This is a genomic window from Pseudomonas sp. NPDC087358, assembly GCF_044900785.1.
In the GTDB taxonomy this organism is placed as follows: Bacteria; Pseudomonadota; Gammaproteobacteria; order Pseudomonadales; family Pseudomonadaceae; genus Aquipseudomonas.
The window spans coordinates 32411-49970 of record NZ_JBJDOA010000009.1 but is presented as its reverse complement, the minus strand read 5'-3'; the positions used below and the strand labels follow the sequence as shown (position 1 = coordinate 49970).

The window sequence follows — 17560 nt, the reverse complement described above, 5'->3', positions numbered from 1 at the left end:
ATCAGAGGTTCCTCGTTGCATTGCCGAGCGCAGGCTCCAGGCAATCAATGAACAGGCAGGCGGCAAGCAGATCGGCAGCGCCGCCGGGGGAAGCATTCAGACTGAGCAACTGCTGATCGAGCTCATGCAATGCGCGCCGACCGGCCAGGCTCGCACTGCCACCGGCATCCAGTACGCGTTGCGCGCCCTTCTGCATGGTGTGCAGACCTTGCTCGCCGGCCCGGTAAAGCACGCAGGTATCCGACAGCGTGGTCATGATCGCCAGCAGCGCGTCGAGCCGGGCGTTCTGTTCGCCATGGCCGCCAGCGCGACTGCGTTGCAGTTGTGGCAGCCCGGTTTGGGTGACTGCGGGGAAGCCCATCTGCGCCTGCTCCCTTGCCCCCATCGCCCCATATTGACGAGCGACCTGGGCGCCATGACTGTTGAGCACAGGCAGTTGGCGGTCCTCGATCAGCGCCAGACAGGCAGCCCGCAGACCCAGCCCGGCGGCGGACAGATCCGTTGGATCAAGCGCAGCGGCAGTGACCAGCAAGCCCAAGGCCCAGATGGCACCCCGATGGGTGTTCACACCGTCAGTGGTGCGCAGCATCGCGGCTTCGCCTTCGCGGCCAATACGGCCAATCGCTTCGCGCAGCGGCTGGTCGATTTCGCCGATGTGCATCGCAGCTTCGGCCATCTCTTTGAAGGCCGGCCACAATGACAACGCCGAAGCATGCATCAGCCCTAGGTGCAGATCCTTGTGTGCGCCGCTGCTGCGACGGTCGACCAACGCCGGCTTGGGTGAAAGATCGGCTTCATCGATCAATGCGTCCACGGCCAGATCGGCCAGGCGCTCGGCCAGCGAGAGCGGGCGTGATACCGGTTGTGAAGTTGTGGGGTAAGCCAGACTGAATGCGCGCATCACCAGCTCCTGAATTTCGCAGGCGGGTTATACAAACCACCGGACCACTCCACCAGTTCGGCAATGCTCTTGGCCGCCAGCAGCTCACGCGTGGCATCGGTGCGGCGGATGCCAAGATCCTCAGGCAATGCAATCAGGCCTTCGCGGCGCATACGGGCGGTGTCTTTGGGGTTGTGGCGCAGGCCAATGGTGGTAACGCCCGCCACGGCGGCGATCATTGCCTGACGCTCTTCCAGGCTGCGGGCCTTGTACAGATAGGCGATGCCTTCTTCAGTCAGCAGGTGGGTCACGTCATCGCCGTAGATCATGATCGGTGCCAACGGCATGCCGCTTTTCTTCGCCACTTCGACGGCGTCCAGGGTCTCGACGAAGGTCGGTTTGCCGCCTTCCTGAAAGGTCTCGACCATTTGCACTACCAGCTTCTTGCCGCGTTCCAGATAGGCATCCGGGCCGTCGCCGGTCTGCTGGCGCATGTCCAGCCAGGCCGGGGTGGGGTGACGGCGTCCATGGGGGTCATGCCCCATGTTCGGCGCGCCGCCGAAGCCGGCCAGGCGACCGCGGGTCACCGTTGAAGAGTGCCCGTCGCCGTCCACCTGCAAGGTCGCGCCGATGAACAGATCCACCGCGTACTGCCCGGCCAGCTGACACATCATGCGGTTGGAACGCATGGAGCCGTCACGACCGGTGAAAAACACGTCCGGGCGCGCGGCGATGTAGTTTTCCATGCCCAGTTCGGTGCCGAAGCAATGCACGCTTTGCACCCAGCCGCTTTCGATGGCGGGGATCAGGGTTGGATGGGGGTTGAGGGTCCAGTTGCGACAGATCTTGCCTTTGAGGCCAAGGGATTCACCATAAGTCGGCAGGATCAGCTCGATGGCGGCGGTATTGAAACCGATGCCGTGGTTCAGCGACTGGACGTTGTGTTTCTCGTAGATTCCGCGAATCGCCATCATCGCCATCAGCACGTGGACCGGCTTGATGTGGCGCGGATCGCGGGTAAACAGCGGCTCTATGTAGAAGGGTTTGTCAGCGACCACCACGAAGTCGACCCAGGAGGCGGGGATGTCCACACGCGGGAGATCGCTCACGTCGTCGACCAGCTCGTTCACCTGCACGATGACGATGCCGTCGCTGAAGGCGGCCGGTTCGATAAGCGCTGGCGTGTCTTCGGTGCTGGCGCCGGTGTAGATGTTACCGGCACGGTCGGCCTTGAACCCGGCTGACAGCACGACGTTTGGAATCAGGTCGACCAGCAGGCGCGAATACAATTCGATATAGGTATGGATTGCGCCGATCTCCAGCAGGCCATCTTCCAGCAGCTGGCTGATGCGCAGGCTCTGCGTACCGGCAAAGGAGAAATCCAGCTTGCGGGCGATACCGCGTTCGAACAGATCCAGATGCTCGGCGCGCCCGACGCTGGGCATGATCATGTGCAAGTCATGCAGCTTGGCAGGGTCGGCCTTGACCAGCGAACGGGACAGGAAGTCCGCCTGCTTCTGGTTATTACCTTCAAGCACCACACGGTCGCCGGGCGCGATCAACCTCTCCAGCGCCGCGACGATCTTGTCGGTGGGCAGTACCACGCCATCGGCGAGGGAACGCACTTGCTCGAGCCGCCGCAGTTTTTCACTGCGACGACGCGACCAGCGCGGGTCGAGTTTCGTTGTTGTTGTCATGCTGACTCCACGAGTTCGCTGTCGTGGGCCACAGTAGGCGCGCAGGGTAACGGCATCAATCAAGCAAAAGGATGGATCGTTACGCCTGGAGTAATGATTGCCCTGAGGAAGCGTCCCTGGCTCGCAACGGGAAACGCCATTTGGCTCACATCATGAGCCAGATACACGGCTTATTCGGCTCACGATCCCTTTCGGTTGAGGAAATTTGCGATAAATATGTACGACCTCTCTCTCAGCCGAATGAATAGACTCGTGGGCTCTTAAATCTCATTTTCAGGCCCTATGTCACGCTCAACCGAATTGCATTTTGCCCCTCAGGCGCCTACCGTCAAGGCTGCCGTATACGACGTATACACCGGTCAAACGTCAGAGGGACTCATGGCGACAATCGTTCTGTCATTGCGCACCGGTGAAGAAATGGTGGCGAAGCTTGATCAACTGGCTGAGGCCACTGAGCGTGACCGGCAGTATCACCTTAAGCGAGCAGTGGCACGCTACCTGGAGGCAGAAGCCTGGCACGTGCACAGCATCAAAGAAGGTATCGCAGACGCCGACGCAGGTAATCTCTCCGACCTTGAGTCCGTGAAAGCGAAGTGGGTAAAGCGTGCCGAAAATAGCGCTGACTGACAAAGCGCAAAGCGATCTCGAGTCGATACATGCTTACTACGCAGTCAACTGCGGCCGAGATGCTGCAAACCGGGTCGTGCTTGCGCTGCTCGAGTCACTTGAGCGACTGAGGACCTTCAATGGTTTGGGTAGGCCCTCGCAACTCCCCGATGTTCGAGAGCTCATGTTCGGGAATCTCCCCTATGTCGCGCCGTACCGGATAAATAAGGGCGAGGTGCAGATTTTGAGAGTTTTGCACCAGCGCACAGATTTTTCGTGTGGCGGGGGCGAGCCCGAGGGGCTGTTCAGAGAATCACCGAAGTAACTAGCCCACAGTCCCGCTCCTGCCCGGAGGGCGTGGGGGCAGGCTTGCTCCTGCGACTACGACCACGACTACGACCACGGCCAGGATTCGGAGTCCAGCAGATCCCCTGTAGCAGTCCGGCATTCACGTAAGCTTTAGATCCCCGGCCCCGCCACCTGCACCAACCCTGCATCCACCAGCCACTGCTCCAGGGCTACCAGGTCAGGCACCTTGGCCACGGTTTCGCCGACCTGCACTGCCGCCAGTTCAAGCTCGGACAATGGCACGTCAACATAGCTCAGCTGGCTGTCGAGCTTGCAGGAGCGCGGGATGCCCTGTGTCAGCAAAGCGATGAATTTCAGGTCGGGGCGGCCGCCCAGTGCGTTGAGGACCACGATCCGCGCCCGACCACCAACCCGTGCCCGGCTGCCGCAGGCGGCCTCGAAACTGAGCAACGGCAGGCTGCGATGACGCCAATTGATCGGACCCAGGTACCACTGCGGCGCTTGCGGATCGGCGATGCTGTCCTGATAGTCGATCAATTCGGCCACGGCCACGTTGGGCAACAGCAAATGCCGGTCGCTCAGGGGAATGAGCAGGCCGGTGAGGCTGGTCAGGCGCGCGGTCTGGGTAGCGGTGTCAGACATTCACCTGACTCCAGTGGGCGATGCTTTCCAGCAATGCAGCCTCCTGATACGGCTTGCTCATGTAGTCGTTGACCCCCAGCGCCATGGCGCGGTCGCGATGTTTCTGGCCGGAGCGCGAGGTAATCATGATGATTGGCAAGTGCTTGAGCGCCTGGTCTTCGCGCACTTTGCTGGCGACTTCAAAGCCATCCATGCGCGGCATTTCAATGTCCAGCAACATCACGTCCGGCGTGTGCTCTTGCAGCAGTGCCATGGCGTCGACCCCGTCCTTGGCCGTCAATACGTTCATGCCGTTGCGCTCCAGCAGTCGGCCGGTGACCTTGCGCACGGTGACCGAATCATCCACCACCATGACCAGCAACGGCCGGGTCTGCTCGGCTTCGACGTACTGTCGCGGCGCCCCGCCGGAGACCTGCAGCGCCAGCATCCGGGCATGGAAACGGCGAATGTGGGCGAACAGATCGAGAATCAGCACCACGCGCCCGTCGCCCAGAATCGTCGCCCCGGAAATCCCTTGCACCGCCGAGAACGGCGCCCCGAGATTCTTCACCACGATTTCCCGCGAACCCGCCAGCGCGTCCACTTGCACGGCCACCCACTGGTCATGCACGTGAACCAGCAGCACCGGCAATGGCTGGGTCTGGCCGATCAGCTTGGGCGGTTGCACGTTGTTGAGCAGTTCGCCCAGATAACGCAGCTCATAAGTACGCTCACCGTACTGATAGCGCGGCGGGGTGGACTGGTAATAAGCCTCCAGCTCGCTGGGCATGACACGCACAATCCCCTCGATGCTGTTCAGCGGCACGGCGTATTGCTCCTCGCCGCACTGCACCATCAGCGCTCGATTGACCGAAACCGAGAACGGCAGGCGAATGCGGAAACGCGCGCCCTGGCCCGATTTCGAATCGATGATCATCGAGCCGCCCAGTTCCTTGACCTCGGCATGCACCACGTCCATGCCGACGCCGCGCCCAGAGATCTGGGTAATGGTTTGGGCGGTGGAGAAACCGGCCTGCAGAATGAACTGCAAGGTGTCGTGCTCGCTGAGTTCGGCGTTCGGGCCAATCAGGCCGCGCTTGATCGCCTTGCGCCGAACCGCTTCGAAATCGACACCGGCGCCGTCGTCACTCATTTCAATGACGATGTCGCCGCCTTCGTGGGCCAGGCTCAAGGTGATGTGCCCGGTCTCCGGCTTGCCGGCAGCCAGGCGTTTTTCGCTGCTTTCCAGCCCGTGATCGACGGCGTTGCGCAGCATGTGCTCCAGCGGTGCAACCATACGCTCCAGGACGTTGCGATCCATTTCGCCTTCGGCGTTGAGTACGTCGAACCTGACCTTTTTGTTCAGCTCGCCCGAGACTTGGCGCACGATTCTGCGCAGGCGCGGCACCATGCGCTCGAACGGCACCATGCGCGTGCGCATCAGGCTTTCCTGCAGCTCGGTGTTGACCCGGGCTTGCTGCAGCAGCAGCGTCTGGGCTTCATGGGCGCCGGTATCAAGGGTTTCCTTCAAATCCATCAGGTCGGATGCAGACTCGAACAGCGCCCGCGACAGCTGCTGCAATTGGGAATGCCGATCCATTTCCAGCGGGTCGAACTCCTCGTAGCCCAGGCGTTCTGCCTGATGATCACGGCTGAGGATTCGTCCCTGGGTCTCGATATCCAGACGCCGCAACTGATCGCGCATCCGCTCGATGGTGGTTTCCATTTCAGCCAGCGTCACCTGGGTATCACTGACCTGTTGCTCGATACGGCCGCGAAAGATCGAGGTTTCGCCGGCCAGATTGACCAGCTCTTCAAGCTGCTCGGCCGGCACCTTGACCATTTCCGGGCCCGCACGCTCGGCATCGCTGTCGGCGACCGGGGTAACGGGATCGGCGACCGGTTGCGCAGCCGCGGCTGGCTCATCCAGCGGCTTGCTGGCAACCTCGTGGATGGCCCCCGGCGAGGAATACCGCGCGATGCTTTCAATCAGCAACGCCGGGTTGGGCAATGGTTCATAGCCGCGAGCGGCGTCGACCATATCGGCCAGCATGTCGTGGCCGCTCTGCAACAACCCGTTGAGCAGTGCGCTGTTTTTCAACGCGCCGGACGCCAAGCCCTCGTACAGCGACTCGAGCTCATGGGACAAATCACCGATCGGCGCGATCTCGACCATGCGCGCACCGCCCTTTAAGGTGTGCAGATCGCGCAGCAGGTTGTCCACTTCCTGCATGCCTTGCGGATCGGCCTGCCAGCGCACCAAGGCCGCGCTTGAACTTTCGATGATGTCGTCGGCTTCTTCGAGGAAGATTTCCAGCAGCTCGGGGTCGCGTTCATCGAGCGGCTGAATCATCGAGCCGACGTTTCGCGGTTCGCCTTCGTGCGGCAACCCATAGCAGTTGGCCTGGCGGAACTCGCGAATCGCATCGATCACAGGCCCGGGATCGGCCAGCACGGTCTGGTTCTGCAATTGATCGAGCATCAACGCCAATTGGTCATGGCTGCGCACCAGCAGTTCGCCCAGCTGCGCGCTGTAGCTACAGCGCCGATCGATCAGCCCCTCGTAAAGCGACTCAAGCTCATGGCCCAGATCGCCCACCGGCCCGATTTCCGCCATGCGCGCGCCGCCCTTGAGGGTGTGCAGGTCGCGTTGCAGCGATGACAAGGGCTGCGGATTTTCCGGATCGTCGAGCCAGCGCTGCAGCGCTTGACCTGCGCTGTCGAGGATATCCACTGCCTCTTCAAGAAAGATCTCGACGATTTCCTGATCCAGCGCGTCGCGCACGGGTCGTGGCGATGCTGCGTCCAGGCGCTCGGTGGCCTGTCCCAGTTCGGTGACACTGCTCGCCAGACCGCCGTCGCTCTTGATCACGCCCATGGCGTCAGGGTCCAGCGCCTCGTCGAGCAATTCGCGCAAGGCGCGCACACGATCCGGACACGGCTGCACCTGCTGCCCCGCGGCGACCTGATCGAGCATGTTGATCAACGCTTCGTGGGCGTTTTCGGCCTCGAGGAAAAACCGTTCGCTGACGGCAAGGCTGCTCTCTTCGACCGCGCCATACAGATCCAGCAAGGCTTCGCACAGCTCATCCACTTGCGGCAGGTCAGCCATGTGCGCGCCATGGCCGAGCATGGTCAGCTCATCGAGCAGCGCGTTGAGCTCCTGACGCTGACCGGGATGTTGCCGCCAGCGTTCGAGCAGGTTGTCGGCATCGAGCAGGATATCCATGCCCTCGGCCAGGAAACTGGCAATCAGCTGAGGGTTGCGGCGGGTGCGCAAGCCGTTGTTATCGGCGCTCAGGGCTGCGGCCATGCGCTCTTCAAGCAACGCGTGAGCGCTTTCGATCAACGGCGCAGCACCGTCGATCGGCATCAGTGGATCGACATCCAGTTGCGCCAAGCCCTTGTGAAACACAGGAACGGCGGCACTCAGCAAGTCGATTTCCGGCTGACTGACAGCAATCTGGTTGGTCTTGAACTCACGCACCAATTGATCCAGCGGACTGGCCAGTTCGGCCATTGGCAGCACGCCGGCCATATAGGCACTGCCCTTGAGCGTGTGCAAAGCGCGCAACAACTCGTCGCTGAAAGAGGGTGATTGCTCCTCTTGAGCGGTGTCGAGATAACGCTTCAGAGCATCGAGATGGGTGTGCGCTTCCTGGCGGAATATCTCAAGCAACTGCGGGTCGAAGCCCTCTTCTGCTTCAGGCTCGGCGGGGAGAGCGGGGGCCGACAGCGGGGATTCAATCGCCTCACCCTGGGCCAGCGCGTGGGCCCGGGCAGCCAGCAGGTCGACATCATCGCGCTGACGCTGGACGTCTTCGGCGAAATCACGGATCACGTCAGGCAACAGCATCTGCACGTCAATCAGCAAATCCTTGACCCGAGCATCCGGCTCGACGCTGGACTCCAGCACTCGGTTGAGCAGGTTTTCCACCGACCAGGCCAGCTCGCCCAGAATCAATGCCCGAACCATGCGCCCGCTGCCCTTGAGGGTGTGGAAGGCGCGACGGATTTCACCCAACGCCGAAACGTTGCCGACATCGGCCAGCCAGCGTGGCAGGTACTCGTGCAATGCCTGAAGCACCTCGTCGGTCTCCTCCAGGAATACGTCACGCAGCTCATCGTCCACGGCTTCCTCGCCCTTGGGCGGCGGCAGCAGGCTGGCTGGCACGTGGCGGGCTGGCGGGTTGACCGCCGACAACGGCCTGGCGAGCACCTCGGCGATGCTTTTGTTGGGGCTGACCAGCGCCTGCCGCTCGTGCAGTTCGTGCAACTCTTCCTGACTGATGATCTCTTCGAGCACTGGCACATCGACCGTGTCAGGCACGGGGGAGTAACCGAGTTTGGCCAGACTGTCCTGGGCCAGATCCAGCACGTGCTCGCCTGGCGCTTCCGGGTCTTCGGCCATGCGTTCCAGGTAATACTCGATGCCGATGATGACGTCGGCCAAGTGATCCAGCTGCGACCAGGCCGGGCGCTGCTCGTCAGCCAGCAGATGCTCGACGATGTAGTCGTTGCACGCCGCCAACAGGCCCGAAGCCCGGGCCAATGGGATCATCGCCAGCGCGCCGCGCACTTGTATCAGCTGTGCCGACAGCGGCGTCAGGCGCTCGCGGTCCAGCTCGCCATCGATGTAATCGTCGATGACATCCTTGGCCTGCTGCAGCACCACGCGAGCTTCCTTGATCACCAACTGATGAATCTGGCTCAGATCGGTGGTTGGCAGACGGCTTTCTTCAGGACTGCTCTGATCGACGGTTCCGGCCATGCCTGCGAGCGTCGCCTCGACGTAAAGCAAGGCACCGGCAACGTCCATCAGCGTCGCGTCATTGGGCTCGCGCTGACCTTGAGCCATGCCTTGCACCACGCTCAGTTGATCGATGATGACCTTGCGCGGCTGGCCGAAACCCAGCACCGCCAAGGTGTCGGCGATCTGCCGCAGCGGTGGCAGCAAGCCATTGAGTTCGCTGACATGCTCGCGGTCGCCGCGCACGAACACATCGAGCCGCTCTTTGGTGCGGACCAGTTCATCGCACAGGGCAATGATCACCGAGCGCATGGCGTCGCGATCCGGCCCGGCCATCCGCGCGCGTTCCTGATCGACCAATGCGCTTTCCGGCAAGGCGTCGGCGAGGCCGTATAGCTCCTTCAAATCCATCATCCTTTGAGCCTGACTGTCAGACTTGGCGATATAAAACAGCAGGCTTTTAAGCAGTTCATCCGGCGCGGGCTGATTGATGCCGGCGATGCCCTGATCCAACAGGCGCTTGAGTTCCTTGTCGGCGTCCTTGAACAGGCTGCGCAGCGCCGGGCTGCTGGTGAAGTTGCCGCTGGCCATGGTCTCCACCAACGCCGACGCGATACGCCACAACGGCTCAAGCGGCGCGTCACGGCACAACAACTCGAGGCGCTCGAACACCTTGGTCATGTAGCCCAGTTGAGTCTGCACATCCTGTTCGCGCAACAAACCGACCAGGGCCGTTTGCAGGGTCTGGCGCCACTTGCGCAGCTTTGCCGGCAGCTCAGGAATGTCGCGCTCGGCCAGGGTCCGGGCATCGAGCTCTGGCACCGATAGCAATTGTGGTGAGAACAGGCTGGTTTCCGAGAGCAGGCTTTCGCCCCGGGCGCTGCGCAGGTCATTGAGCAACGGCAGCACAACCAGTGGCAGGTCGCGGCGCGCCGAATGCACACGCTCCAGATACACCGGCAATTGACTCATGGCCTGGTGGAGCAACTGGGTGGCCTCGGTTTCCTGGACCACATGGCCTTGTTGCAGGGCCAGGGCCAGCTGTTCGATTTCCTCGGCGAACAGCGCAGCGCCGTAGAACTCGATCATTTGCAGGCTGCCGTGCACCTGATGGATGAAGTCCAGGCAAACGTCCATCGCCGCCGGGTCATGAGGACGCGCGACGAAGGAATCCAGCGCCTGTCGGGCATGCTTGAGGGTTTCGGCTATTTCGCCCTTGACCCACTCCAGGGCCACGTAGTCGTGACGGTCAGCCATGCTGGCTCCAGTTGCCTATGTCTTGACGCAGCTGATCCTCGGTCGGTGCGACGATCAATGCCGATCCCGTGAACTCGGTAGCGTGAAACCAGACACCGAACGGCGCATCTCGCTGGCCATCTTCGCCAGATTACCCATGCTCTGCGCAGTGGCGGCGGTGCCCGAGGTCGTCTGCGTAGTGGTCTGCTGGATCACCGTCATGGTCGCGGAAATCTGCTGGCCCAGTGCCGCCTGCTGTTGCGCGGCATTGGTAATGCTTTCGACGAGCGCCGCCAGCACCTTGGAAACCCCTTCGATTTCTTCCAGGGCCACCCCGGCATCCTGCGCCAATCGCGCGCCGCGCACCACTTCGGTAGTCGTCTGTTCCATGGAAATCACGGCTTCGTTGGTGTCATTCTGGATCGCCCGAACCAGCGTCTCGATCTGCTTGGTGGCCGAGGAGGATCGCTCCGCCAGACGCTGGACTTCGTCGGCAACCACCGCGAAGCCGCGCCCGGCATCACCGGCCATCGACGCCTGGATCGCGGCGTTGAGCGCAAGGATGTTGGTCTGGTCGGCAATGTCGTCGATCAGGCTAACTATATCGCCGATTTCCTGAGACGACTCACCCAGGCGCTTGATCCGTTTGGAAGTGTCCTGGATCTGTTCGCGAATGTTGTCCATGCCGTTGATGGTGTTGTGCACCACCTCGTTACCCTTGTTGGCAATGGCCACGGAGCGCTCGGCGACCGCCACCGACTCCGAGGCATTGGCCGACACCTGTTCCACTGATCTGGACATGTCGTTGACGGCATTGGACGCCGCGGCAATCTGCAAGGCCTGATGCTCTGAAGCTGCGGCCAGCTGGGTCGCGGTGGTCTGGGTATCCTTCACCGCGCCAAACACTTGCTCGGCGGTGAGGTTGATGGTTGCCACCAGTTCACGCAGCTGATCGATGGAATAGTTGATGGAGTCGGCAATCGCGCCGGTAAAATCTTCGGTTACCGAGGCGGCAACCGTGAGATCGCCATCGGCCAGATCCTCGATCTCATCGAGCAGGCGCATGATCGCGGTCTGGTTACGGTCGTTTTTCTCGGCGGTTTCACGCAGTTGACGGTTGGTCTCGCGGACCATGATCAGCCCGATCAGGATGATCGACGCCAGCGCCAGCAAGCCAAGGATGTATCCGCCGTAGCTGTTGGTGGTCCGACCGCCGGCCATGTGCTCGAAACTGCTGGCCAGCACCGAGGCTTCATCGAGCAAGGTTTGCGAAAGGTTGAAGATGTTGCTTGCCGCTTCGCGCACGTCCAGCAGTTCTGGCGAGGTCTCCAGGATTTCGTCGACCGAGCCCGACACGAACTGGAACAGCTCGGAGATTTCACCGAGTCGTGCCCGGGCATCGCGATCCTCGACCTGAGTGATTTTCAGCGTTGCATTGCCTTCGAGCATGCCGTTGAGCACACGACCGAACTGGCTGGCGTCACGGCCGAAGGCATCGGCCGCCCGGACGGCGGTTTCATCACCCGAGAGCACCGTGTTCACCGCGCCGAGGATTCGCTCCGCCAGCAGGGACTGACGCTGGGCCAGCGCCACCTGACTGGCGGGAGCGCGGTTTTGCAGGAGGATGTCGACGACCTTTTCCGATTCAACCTGCAACTGCGGGATGGTTTCGGCCAGCGTTGCCGCCACCTGGTGCAACGACAGCACGGTCTGTTCGCGCGAGAGGATCACATCAGTGCTTTTACGCAGGTTTTCCCAGTCGTTCTGCACCGATTTGAGCTCATCGGCCACCTCGGATGGTGCCGCCGGCAGACCGGTCTTCCTGTCGCCTTTCTTGAGGTATTCCCAGCGCGTGTCGAAATCGTTGCGCGCATCGGCCAGCAGCTTGAAGGCCGCCGCCTTGCCGGACGCAGCCTCAGTGGCATTCTTGGCGATGCGCTGAGACAGCACGCGCAGCTCGCCGGCGTGGCCAATGTACTGCTTGTCGTAGTTGGACTGAGTGCTCAGATACGCGAAATTCACGAACAACAGCATGATGAAAATGATCAGGGCCACGAACAACGCGATGATTTGCGAGCGGCTGCGTGCGCCTTCCTGTGATTTACCGGAATTACTCATTGCTCAGGGCTCCGCCTGAAGTTCGGTTCTTGTTGGGGCACCCGGACATCAGCTGTGGGTATACGCGGTGGCGACCGTGGGAGCCGGCTTGCTGGCCAATGCAGGGTGTCGGACGACTCAGCTGCAACCGACCCGATGCATTAGCCAGCACGCCGCCTGCTACAGGTTGTGTGGTGCGCAGGGTTCTGTGGCTGTGGCAGACACAACTTCGCCTGCGAAGACGCAATGCGTCTTCGCAGCCTTGCCAGACAGGGTTAAAGTGCGACATCCATGAAGCCCGGCGACTGCACCAGCCTTCTGGGGCTGAACACGCGCCACGCCTGCTCGCGCACGAACCGGCCTTGAACATAGGGGGCGATGAGCGGGTCGTGGTCATCCGCCGACTCCGGCATCAGGCTGCGCTCATTGAAATGCTGCATGCCCAGGACCTCATCGACCAGCAGACCGGCGAATACGTCTTGATGATCGATCACCAGTACCCGTCGCTGTTTGCGCAGGGGCGAGAGCTCGTGACCAAAGAAGGCGCACAGGTCCATGATCGGCAACAGCCTGCCGCGCAGATTGGCGATGCCCTTGACCCAGGGTTTAACCCCTGGCAAGACCGCATGGCGCGGTTCATGGAGGATTTCATCGACCTCGCCCATCGGCGCCACGTAATAACGCTCGCCCATGCGAAAGCCGATGCCGCTCCAGCCCTGCTGACGGGTCTCCTGCAAGGGTAGGCCGGCCGCCAGCGAGCGGCAGCGCTGGTCGATATCGAGCAGCAGCTGAAAGGCGGTTTGCGACTGAGCCATGAACGCCGGCCAGCCTTCAGCCGGCCAGGACCGCGTTCAGGGTTTTCATGAGGGTGTCTTCGTCCACCGGCTTGGTCAGGTAATCCCGAGCGCCCTGACGCTTGCCCCAGACCTTGTCGGTTTCCTGATCCTTGGTGGTGATGATGATCACCGGGATCATGTTGGTGTCAGTGTCCTTGGTCAGCTGACGAGTTGCCTGGAAGCCATTCAGGCCAGGCATGACGATATCCATCAATACCGCATCGGGTTTTTCCTGGCGCGCCAGAGCGACGCCGTCGGCACCGTTTTCGGCCTTGAGAACCTGATGGCCGTGCTTTTCCAGCATCCCGGTCAGCTTGTACATTTCGGTCGGCGAGTCATCGACGATCAGAATTCGAGCCATGGTGCTTCCCCATAGAAACAGCCGCCCCCCGATGAGGGAGCGGCATCAAGATAGTTGTTGTTCTACTGCAACGAACCCCGGCACGTGAGCCTTGATCGCACTCAGCAGTTCTTCCTTGCTAAAAGGCTTGGTCAAAAACTGATCGGAACCGACGATGCGGCCCTTGGCCTTATCGAACAGCCCGTCCCTGGAGGACAACATGATCACCGGCGTAGACTTGAATGCCCGGTTGTTCTTGATCAACGCACAGGTTTGATACCCGTCGAGCCTGGGCATCATGATGTCGACAAAAATGATTCTTGGATGATTATCAGCGATCTTGGCCAGCGCGTCGAAACCGTCCACGGCGGTGATCACTTCACAGCCGACGTTTTTCAACAGGGTCTCGGCGGTACGACGAATCGTTCTGGAGTCGTCGATGACCATGACTTTCAATGGCGCTGAATGCTGTTCCATATCTGCTCTACCATCGCCGCGGCGATTCAGATGGGTTGCCTTCTGCCGGGCGCCTGGTGCTGTCTGACTCGCCGAACCCACATCCAGAGGGGTGTATGACAACCAGCATGACGCCGGATGCCGAGCCTTTTTAGCACACTCTCCAGACGCAATCCATAAAGCATGTGCGCCGCTCTTGCCCCTTGACCCCAAGCCCGCGCAGCGCCACCCTGACGCCTGTTTTCGGGCCTGTGCGGCCATTACCTATCAGAGGATATTGCCCATGAGCATTCGCCTGGGAATCGTCATGGACCCCATCGAGCGCATCTCCTATAAAAAGGACAGCTCGCTGGCCATGCTCCTGGCAGCGCAAGCGCGCGGATGGTCGCTGTTTTACATGGAACAGCAAGACCTGTATCAGGACGCGGGTCAGGCACGCGCGCGGATGAAACCGCTGAAAGTGTTCGCCGACCCTGCGCACTGGTTCGAACTAGAAGCCGAAGTCGATAGCGGCCTGGATGATCTGGACGTGATCCTGATGCGCAAGGATCCGCCGTTCGACATGGAATTCGTCTACGCCACTTACCTGCTGGAGCAGGCTGAGCGCGCCGGCGTGCTGGTCGTCAACAAACCGCAAAGCCTGCGTGACTGCAACGAAAAGCTGTTCGCCACGCTGTTTTCCCACTGCACGCCGCCCACGCTGGTCAGCCGCCGTGCCGATATCCTGCGCCAATTCGCCGACAAGCATGGCGATGTGATCTACAAGCCGCTGGACGGCATGGGCGGCGCATCGATCTTCCGCCATCGCCCCGAAGACCCGAACCTGTCGGTCATCCTCGAGACCCTGACCAATCACGGCCAGAACCAGATCATGGCGCAGGCCTATCTGCCCGCAATCAAGGACGGCGACAAACGCATCCTGATGGTCGACGGCGAACCGGTGCCGTATTGCCTGGCGCGCATTCCGGCCGCTGGCGAAACACGCGGCAACCTGGCTGCCGGCGGTCGTGGCGAAGCACGTCCACTGACCGACCGCGACCGCTGGATCGCCGCCGAAATAGGCCCGACCCTGCGTGAGAAAGGCCTGCTGTTCGTCGGTCTGGACGTCATCGGCGAACACCTGACCGAAATCAACGTCACCAGCCCCACCTGCATCCGCGAAATCGACAATGCGTTCGGCACCGACATCGGCGGGATGCTGATGGATGTGATCGAGAAGAAGCTCAAAAAGGCGTAACGTCCTTGACCAGTAGGCGCGAGGCTTGTCCCGCGAGCGGCGGGGCACCCGTCGTAAAACCTGCCCATGCGGGCTGTCTGACACACCGCATTTAAAGGATTTACGACTGCTTCGCAGCCGCTCGCGGGACAAGCCTCGCTCCTAGAGGGGGCAACGTGTCGCGACCCGCCCACTAATCGGCCAGCCCATATCAAAGCCCAAGTCCTGACCGACATTGCGTTATCATGCGCGGCCTGAAATTTCGTCCTAGGTTGGTTTTTGCAATGCTGGCTGATGTGATTGCGAAGTGTCGATGAACGCTACGCTCGACAGTGATCTGCCCATGGCCCTGACTCGCTCAGCCGTGCGCCCCGCCGATCGCCTGGGCTTTACCCTGATGATCGCTGCGCTGGTGCATCTGGCGCTGATCCTTGGTGTGGGTTTCACCTACGTCAAACCGGAAAAGCTCAGCCAGACGCTGGAAATCACCCTCGCCCCGTTCAAAAGCGACAGCAAGCCCAAGGATGCGGATTTCCTCGCCCAGGAAAACCAGCAGGGCAGCGGCACGCTCGACAAGAAGGCGGTCCCGAAGACAACGGAAATCGCGCCGTACCAGGACACCCGAATCAATAAGGTGACGCCACCGCCGGCCGCGAAACCTGTGGTCAAGCAGGAGGCACCCAAGACCGCCGTTGCGACCAAGGCCCAGGCCCCGCAAAAGACCGTCGCCAAGCGCGATGAGGTCAAACCCGAAGAAAAGAAAAAAGCCGCGCCGACCTTCGACAGCACCCAGCTGAACAGCGAAATCGCCAGTCTGGAAGCCGAACTCGCCGACGAGCAGCAAGCCTACGCCAAGCGGCCGAAGATCCACCGCCTCAGCGCCGCCTCGACCATGCGCGACAAGGGCGCCTGGTACAAGGAGGACTGGCGCAAGAAGATCGAGCGCATCGGTAACCTCAACTACCCCGAAGAAGCTCGGCGCCAGCAGATCTACGGCAGCCTGCGAATGATGGTGTCGATCAACCGCGACGGCTCTCTCTATGAGGTTCTGGTACTCGAGTCTTCCGGCCAGCCATTGCTGGACCAGGCAGCGCAGAAAATTGTCCGACTGGCAGCGCCATTTGCGCCGTTCAGCGGCGATCTGGCCGACATCGACCGGCTGGAGATCATCCGTACCTGGAAGTTTGCACGCGGCGACAAGCTGTCGAGTAACTGATTGCCCGCATGTTCTGCCGAACCAATACCCTTAGGAGTGAGCTTGCTCGCGATTGCGGTGTCTGATTCTACATTTGCGCAATTGACACACCGCGATCGCGAGCAAGCTCACTCCTACCATGTTCGGCACTGGCCAGCAGTTTTGGTTGTAACTCGACCCATCAGCCAACATGAAACCTGAACGCCGTCGCGATTTATCCGCATCAGGTCGGTTCTGCCAGTTGTCACAGCAGCCCCACGGCGCCACACTAGGGCTCATGAAAAACGTCACTCCGTCTTACCTCAAACATCAGTTTCTGATCGCCATGCCCCACATGCACGATGAGAACTTCGCGCACACCTTGACCTACATCGTCGAGCACAACGCCAATGGCGCGATGGGTCTGGTGATCAACCGACCGCAAAGCCTTTCTCTGGCGGACATTCTCGAGCAACTGCGCCCGGAAATGGACCCACCGGTACGCTGCCAGCACATTCCCATCCATGTTGGCGGCCCGGTGCAGACCGATCGCGGTTTCGTCCTTCATCCGCCGGGCCAGGTTTTCCAGGCCACGGTCGATCTGGGCGGGATTTCGCTGTCCACCTCCCAGGACATCCTGTTCTCGATTGCCGACGGCTACGGCCCTGATCAAAATCTGATCACCCTCGGCTACGCTGGCTGGGACGCCGGACAGCTGGACGCCGAATTCGCGGCCAACGCCTGGCTGACGTGTGCGTTCGACCCGGCGATCCTGTTCGAGGTCGACAGCGGGCAGCGGCTGGACGCCGCAGCCGCGAAACTGGGCATCAACCTGAACCTGCTGACCAGTCAGGCGGGTCACGCCTGATGGCCGGATTGCGCCTGTTGCTGGGTTTCGACTACGGCACCAAACAGATCGGCGTAGCGGTGGGCCAGGTCATCACCGGCCAGGCACGCGAGCTGTGCACCTTGAAGGCGCAGAACGGCGTACCGGACTGGGACAAGGTTCAGGCGCTGATAACCGAGTGGAAGCCTGACGCCATCGTGGTCGGCCTGCCTTTGAACATGGACGGCACGCCGAGCGAGATGAGCGCCCGCGCCGAGAAGTTTTCGCGCAAGCTCAACGGCCGCTTCAATCTGCCCGTCTACACCCATGACGAACGCCTGACCACCTTCGAAGCCAAGGGCGAGCGCATGGCCCGCGGCGGTCAGCGTGGCAGTTATCGCGACAATCCGGTCGATGCCATTGCTGCGGCACTCCTGCTGCAAGGCTGGCTGGAAGCCAACGGCGCACTGTTCGACCACTGAACGATTCACGCTGCACCGAGAATTCGAGTTTCAA

Annotated in this window: 14 protein-coding genes; 6 read left to right on the top strand and 8 right to left on the bottom strand. The window is 61.3% G+C overall.

Annotation, left to right across the window (positions count from 1 at the left end):
* Window position 1 precedes the first annotated feature (1 nt).
* Both ACI2KS_RS20400 and mdcA read right to left on the bottom strand, forming a co-directional pair.
* Complete coding sequence (locus ACI2KS_RS20400; protein WP_404622808.1) at window positions 2–901, bottom strand: triphosphoribosyl-dephospho-CoA synthase; 900 nt, start codon at window positions 899–901, stop codon at window positions 2–4.
* Window positions 901–2577, bottom strand: coding sequence for a malonate decarboxylase subunit alpha (mdcA, locus tag ACI2KS_RS20395; RefSeq protein ID WP_404622807.1), 1677 nt, complete (start codon window positions 2575–2577; stop codon window positions 901–903). The genes ACI2KS_RS20400 and mdcA overlap by 1 nt, the downstream gene beginning before the upstream one ends.
* Before the next feature lie 378 nt (window positions 2578–2955).
* Here mdcA and ACI2KS_RS20390 point away from each other — a divergent pair, with 378 nt between their 5' ends.
* Together ACI2KS_RS20390 and ACI2KS_RS20385 are read left to right on the top strand one after the other, a co-directional pair.
* Complete coding sequence (locus ACI2KS_RS20390; protein WP_404622806.1) at window positions 2956–3204, top strand: CopG family ribbon-helix-helix protein; 249 nt, start codon at window positions 2956–2958, stop codon at window positions 3202–3204.
* A complete protein-coding gene (locus ACI2KS_RS20385; RefSeq protein WP_404622805.1) occupies window positions 3182–3508 on the top strand; it encodes a type II toxin-antitoxin system RelE/ParE family toxin in 327 nt (108 codons plus the stop codon). Before ACI2KS_RS20390 ends, ACI2KS_RS20385 begins: the two co-directional genes overlap by 23 nt.
* Before the next feature lie 134 nt (window positions 3509–3642).
* Here the strand turns inward: ACI2KS_RS20385 and ACI2KS_RS20380 are convergent, their stop codons facing one another.
* From ACI2KS_RS20380 to pilG, 6 genes are all read right to left on the bottom strand, one after another.
* Window positions 3643–4134 carry a chemotaxis protein CheW gene (locus ACI2KS_RS20380; RefSeq protein ID WP_404622804.1) on the bottom strand — a complete coding sequence of 164 codons (492 nt, stop codon included), beginning with the start codon at window positions 4132–4134 and terminating at the stop codon, window positions 3643–3645.
* Window positions 4127–10120: an Hpt domain-containing protein gene (locus tag ACI2KS_RS20375; RefSeq protein ID WP_404622803.1), complete on the bottom strand. Its 5994-nt coding sequence runs from the start codon at window positions 10118–10120 to the stop codon at window positions 4127–4129. Before ACI2KS_RS20375 ends, ACI2KS_RS20380 begins: the two co-directional genes overlap by 8 nt.
* A 54-nt stretch (window positions 10121–10174) precedes the next feature.
* Complete coding sequence (locus tag ACI2KS_RS20370) at window positions 10175–12217, bottom strand: methyl-accepting chemotaxis protein (protein ID WP_404622802.1); 2043 nt, start codon at window positions 12215–12217, stop codon at window positions 10175–10177.
* 254 nt (window positions 12218–12471) lie between these two features.
* A complete protein-coding gene (locus ACI2KS_RS20365; RefSeq protein WP_404622801.1) occupies window positions 12472–13011 on the bottom strand; it encodes a chemotaxis protein CheW in 540 nt (179 codons plus the stop codon).
* A 16-nt stretch (window positions 13012–13027) separates the two neighbouring features.
* Window positions 13028–13393 (bottom strand): twitching motility response regulator PilH, encoded by a 366-nt coding sequence (gene pilH / locus ACI2KS_RS20360; RefSeq protein ID WP_404622800.1) that lies wholly within the window; start codon window positions 13391–13393, stop codon window positions 13028–13030.
* A gap of 45 nt (window positions 13394–13438) precedes the next feature.
* Entirely contained in the window at window positions 13439–13849 is a 411-nt protein-coding gene (gene pilG / locus ACI2KS_RS20355) for a twitching motility response regulator PilG (protein ID WP_110949460.1), read from the bottom strand.
* Window positions 13850–14111: 262 nt separating this feature from the next.
* Here pilG and gshB point away from each other — a divergent pair, with 262 nt between their 5' ends.
* From gshB to ruvX, 4 genes are all read left to right on the top strand, one after another.
* On the top strand, window positions 14112–15065 hold the full coding sequence (gene gshB / locus ACI2KS_RS20350; protein WP_404622799.1) for a glutathione synthase: 954 nt from the start codon (window positions 14112–14114) through the stop codon (window positions 15063–15065).
* Between the two features lie 292 nt (window positions 15066–15357).
* On the top strand, window positions 15358–16260 hold the full coding sequence (locus ACI2KS_RS20345) for a TonB family protein (protein ID WP_404622798.1): 903 nt from the start codon (window positions 15358–15360) through the stop codon (window positions 16258–16260).
* Between the two features lie 256 nt (window positions 16261–16516).
* Entirely contained in the window at window positions 16517–17086 is a 570-nt protein-coding gene (locus tag ACI2KS_RS20340) for a YqgE/AlgH family protein (RefSeq protein WP_404622797.1), read from the top strand.
* Entirely contained in the window at window positions 17086–17526 is a 441-nt protein-coding gene (gene ruvX, locus ACI2KS_RS20335; RefSeq protein WP_404622796.1) for a Holliday junction resolvase RuvX, read from the top strand. Before ACI2KS_RS20340 ends, ruvX begins: the two co-directional genes overlap by 1 nt.
* Window positions 17527–17560: the final 34 nt, after the last annotated feature.

Coding starts and splice junctions, on each gene's coding strand:
- ACI2KS_RS20380 (WP_404622804.1), bottom strand. CDS start 4,134: ATGTCTGACACCGCTACCCAGACCGCGCGCCTGACCAGCCTCACCGGC.
- ACI2KS_RS20375 (WP_404622803.1), bottom strand. CDS start 10,120: ATGGCTGACCGTCACGACTACGTGGCCCTGGAGTGGGTCAAGGGCGAA.
- ACI2KS_RS20370 (WP_404622802.1), bottom strand. CDS start 12,217: ATGAGTAATTCCGGTAAATCACAGGAAGGCGCACGCAGCCGCTCGCAA.
- ruvX (WP_404622796.1), top strand. CDS start 17,086: ATGGCCGGATTGCGCCTGTTGCTGGGTTTCGACTACGGCACCAAACAG.
- ACI2KS_RS20365 (WP_404622801.1), bottom strand. CDS start 13,011: ATGGCTCAGTCGCAAACCGCCTTTCAGCTGCTGCTCGATATCGACCAG.
- ACI2KS_RS20400 (WP_404622808.1), bottom strand. CDS start 901: ATGCGCGCATTCAGTCTGGCTTACCCCACAACTTCACAACCGGTATCA.
- mdcA (WP_404622807.1), bottom strand. CDS start 2,577: ATGACAACAACAACGAAACTCGACCCGCGCTGGTCGCGTCGTCGCAGT.
- gshB (WP_404622799.1), top strand. CDS start 14,112: ATGAGCATTCGCCTGGGAATCGTCATGGACCCCATCGAGCGCATCTCC.
- ACI2KS_RS20345 (WP_404622798.1), top strand. CDS start 15,358: ATGAACGCTACGCTCGACAGTGATCTGCCCATGGCCCTGACTCGCTCA.
- ACI2KS_RS20340 (WP_404622797.1), top strand. CDS start 16,517: ATGAAAAACGTCACTCCGTCTTACCTCAAACATCAGTTTCTGATCGCC.
- pilG (WP_110949460.1), bottom strand. CDS start 13,849: ATGGAACAGCATTCAGCGCCATTGAAAGTCATGGTCATCGACGACTCC.
- ACI2KS_RS20390 (WP_404622806.1), top strand. CDS start 2,956: ATGGCGACAATCGTTCTGTCATTGCGCACCGGTGAAGAAATGGTGGCG.
- pilH (WP_404622800.1), bottom strand. CDS start 13,393: ATGGCTCGAATTCTGATCGTCGATGACTCGCCGACCGAAATGTACAAG.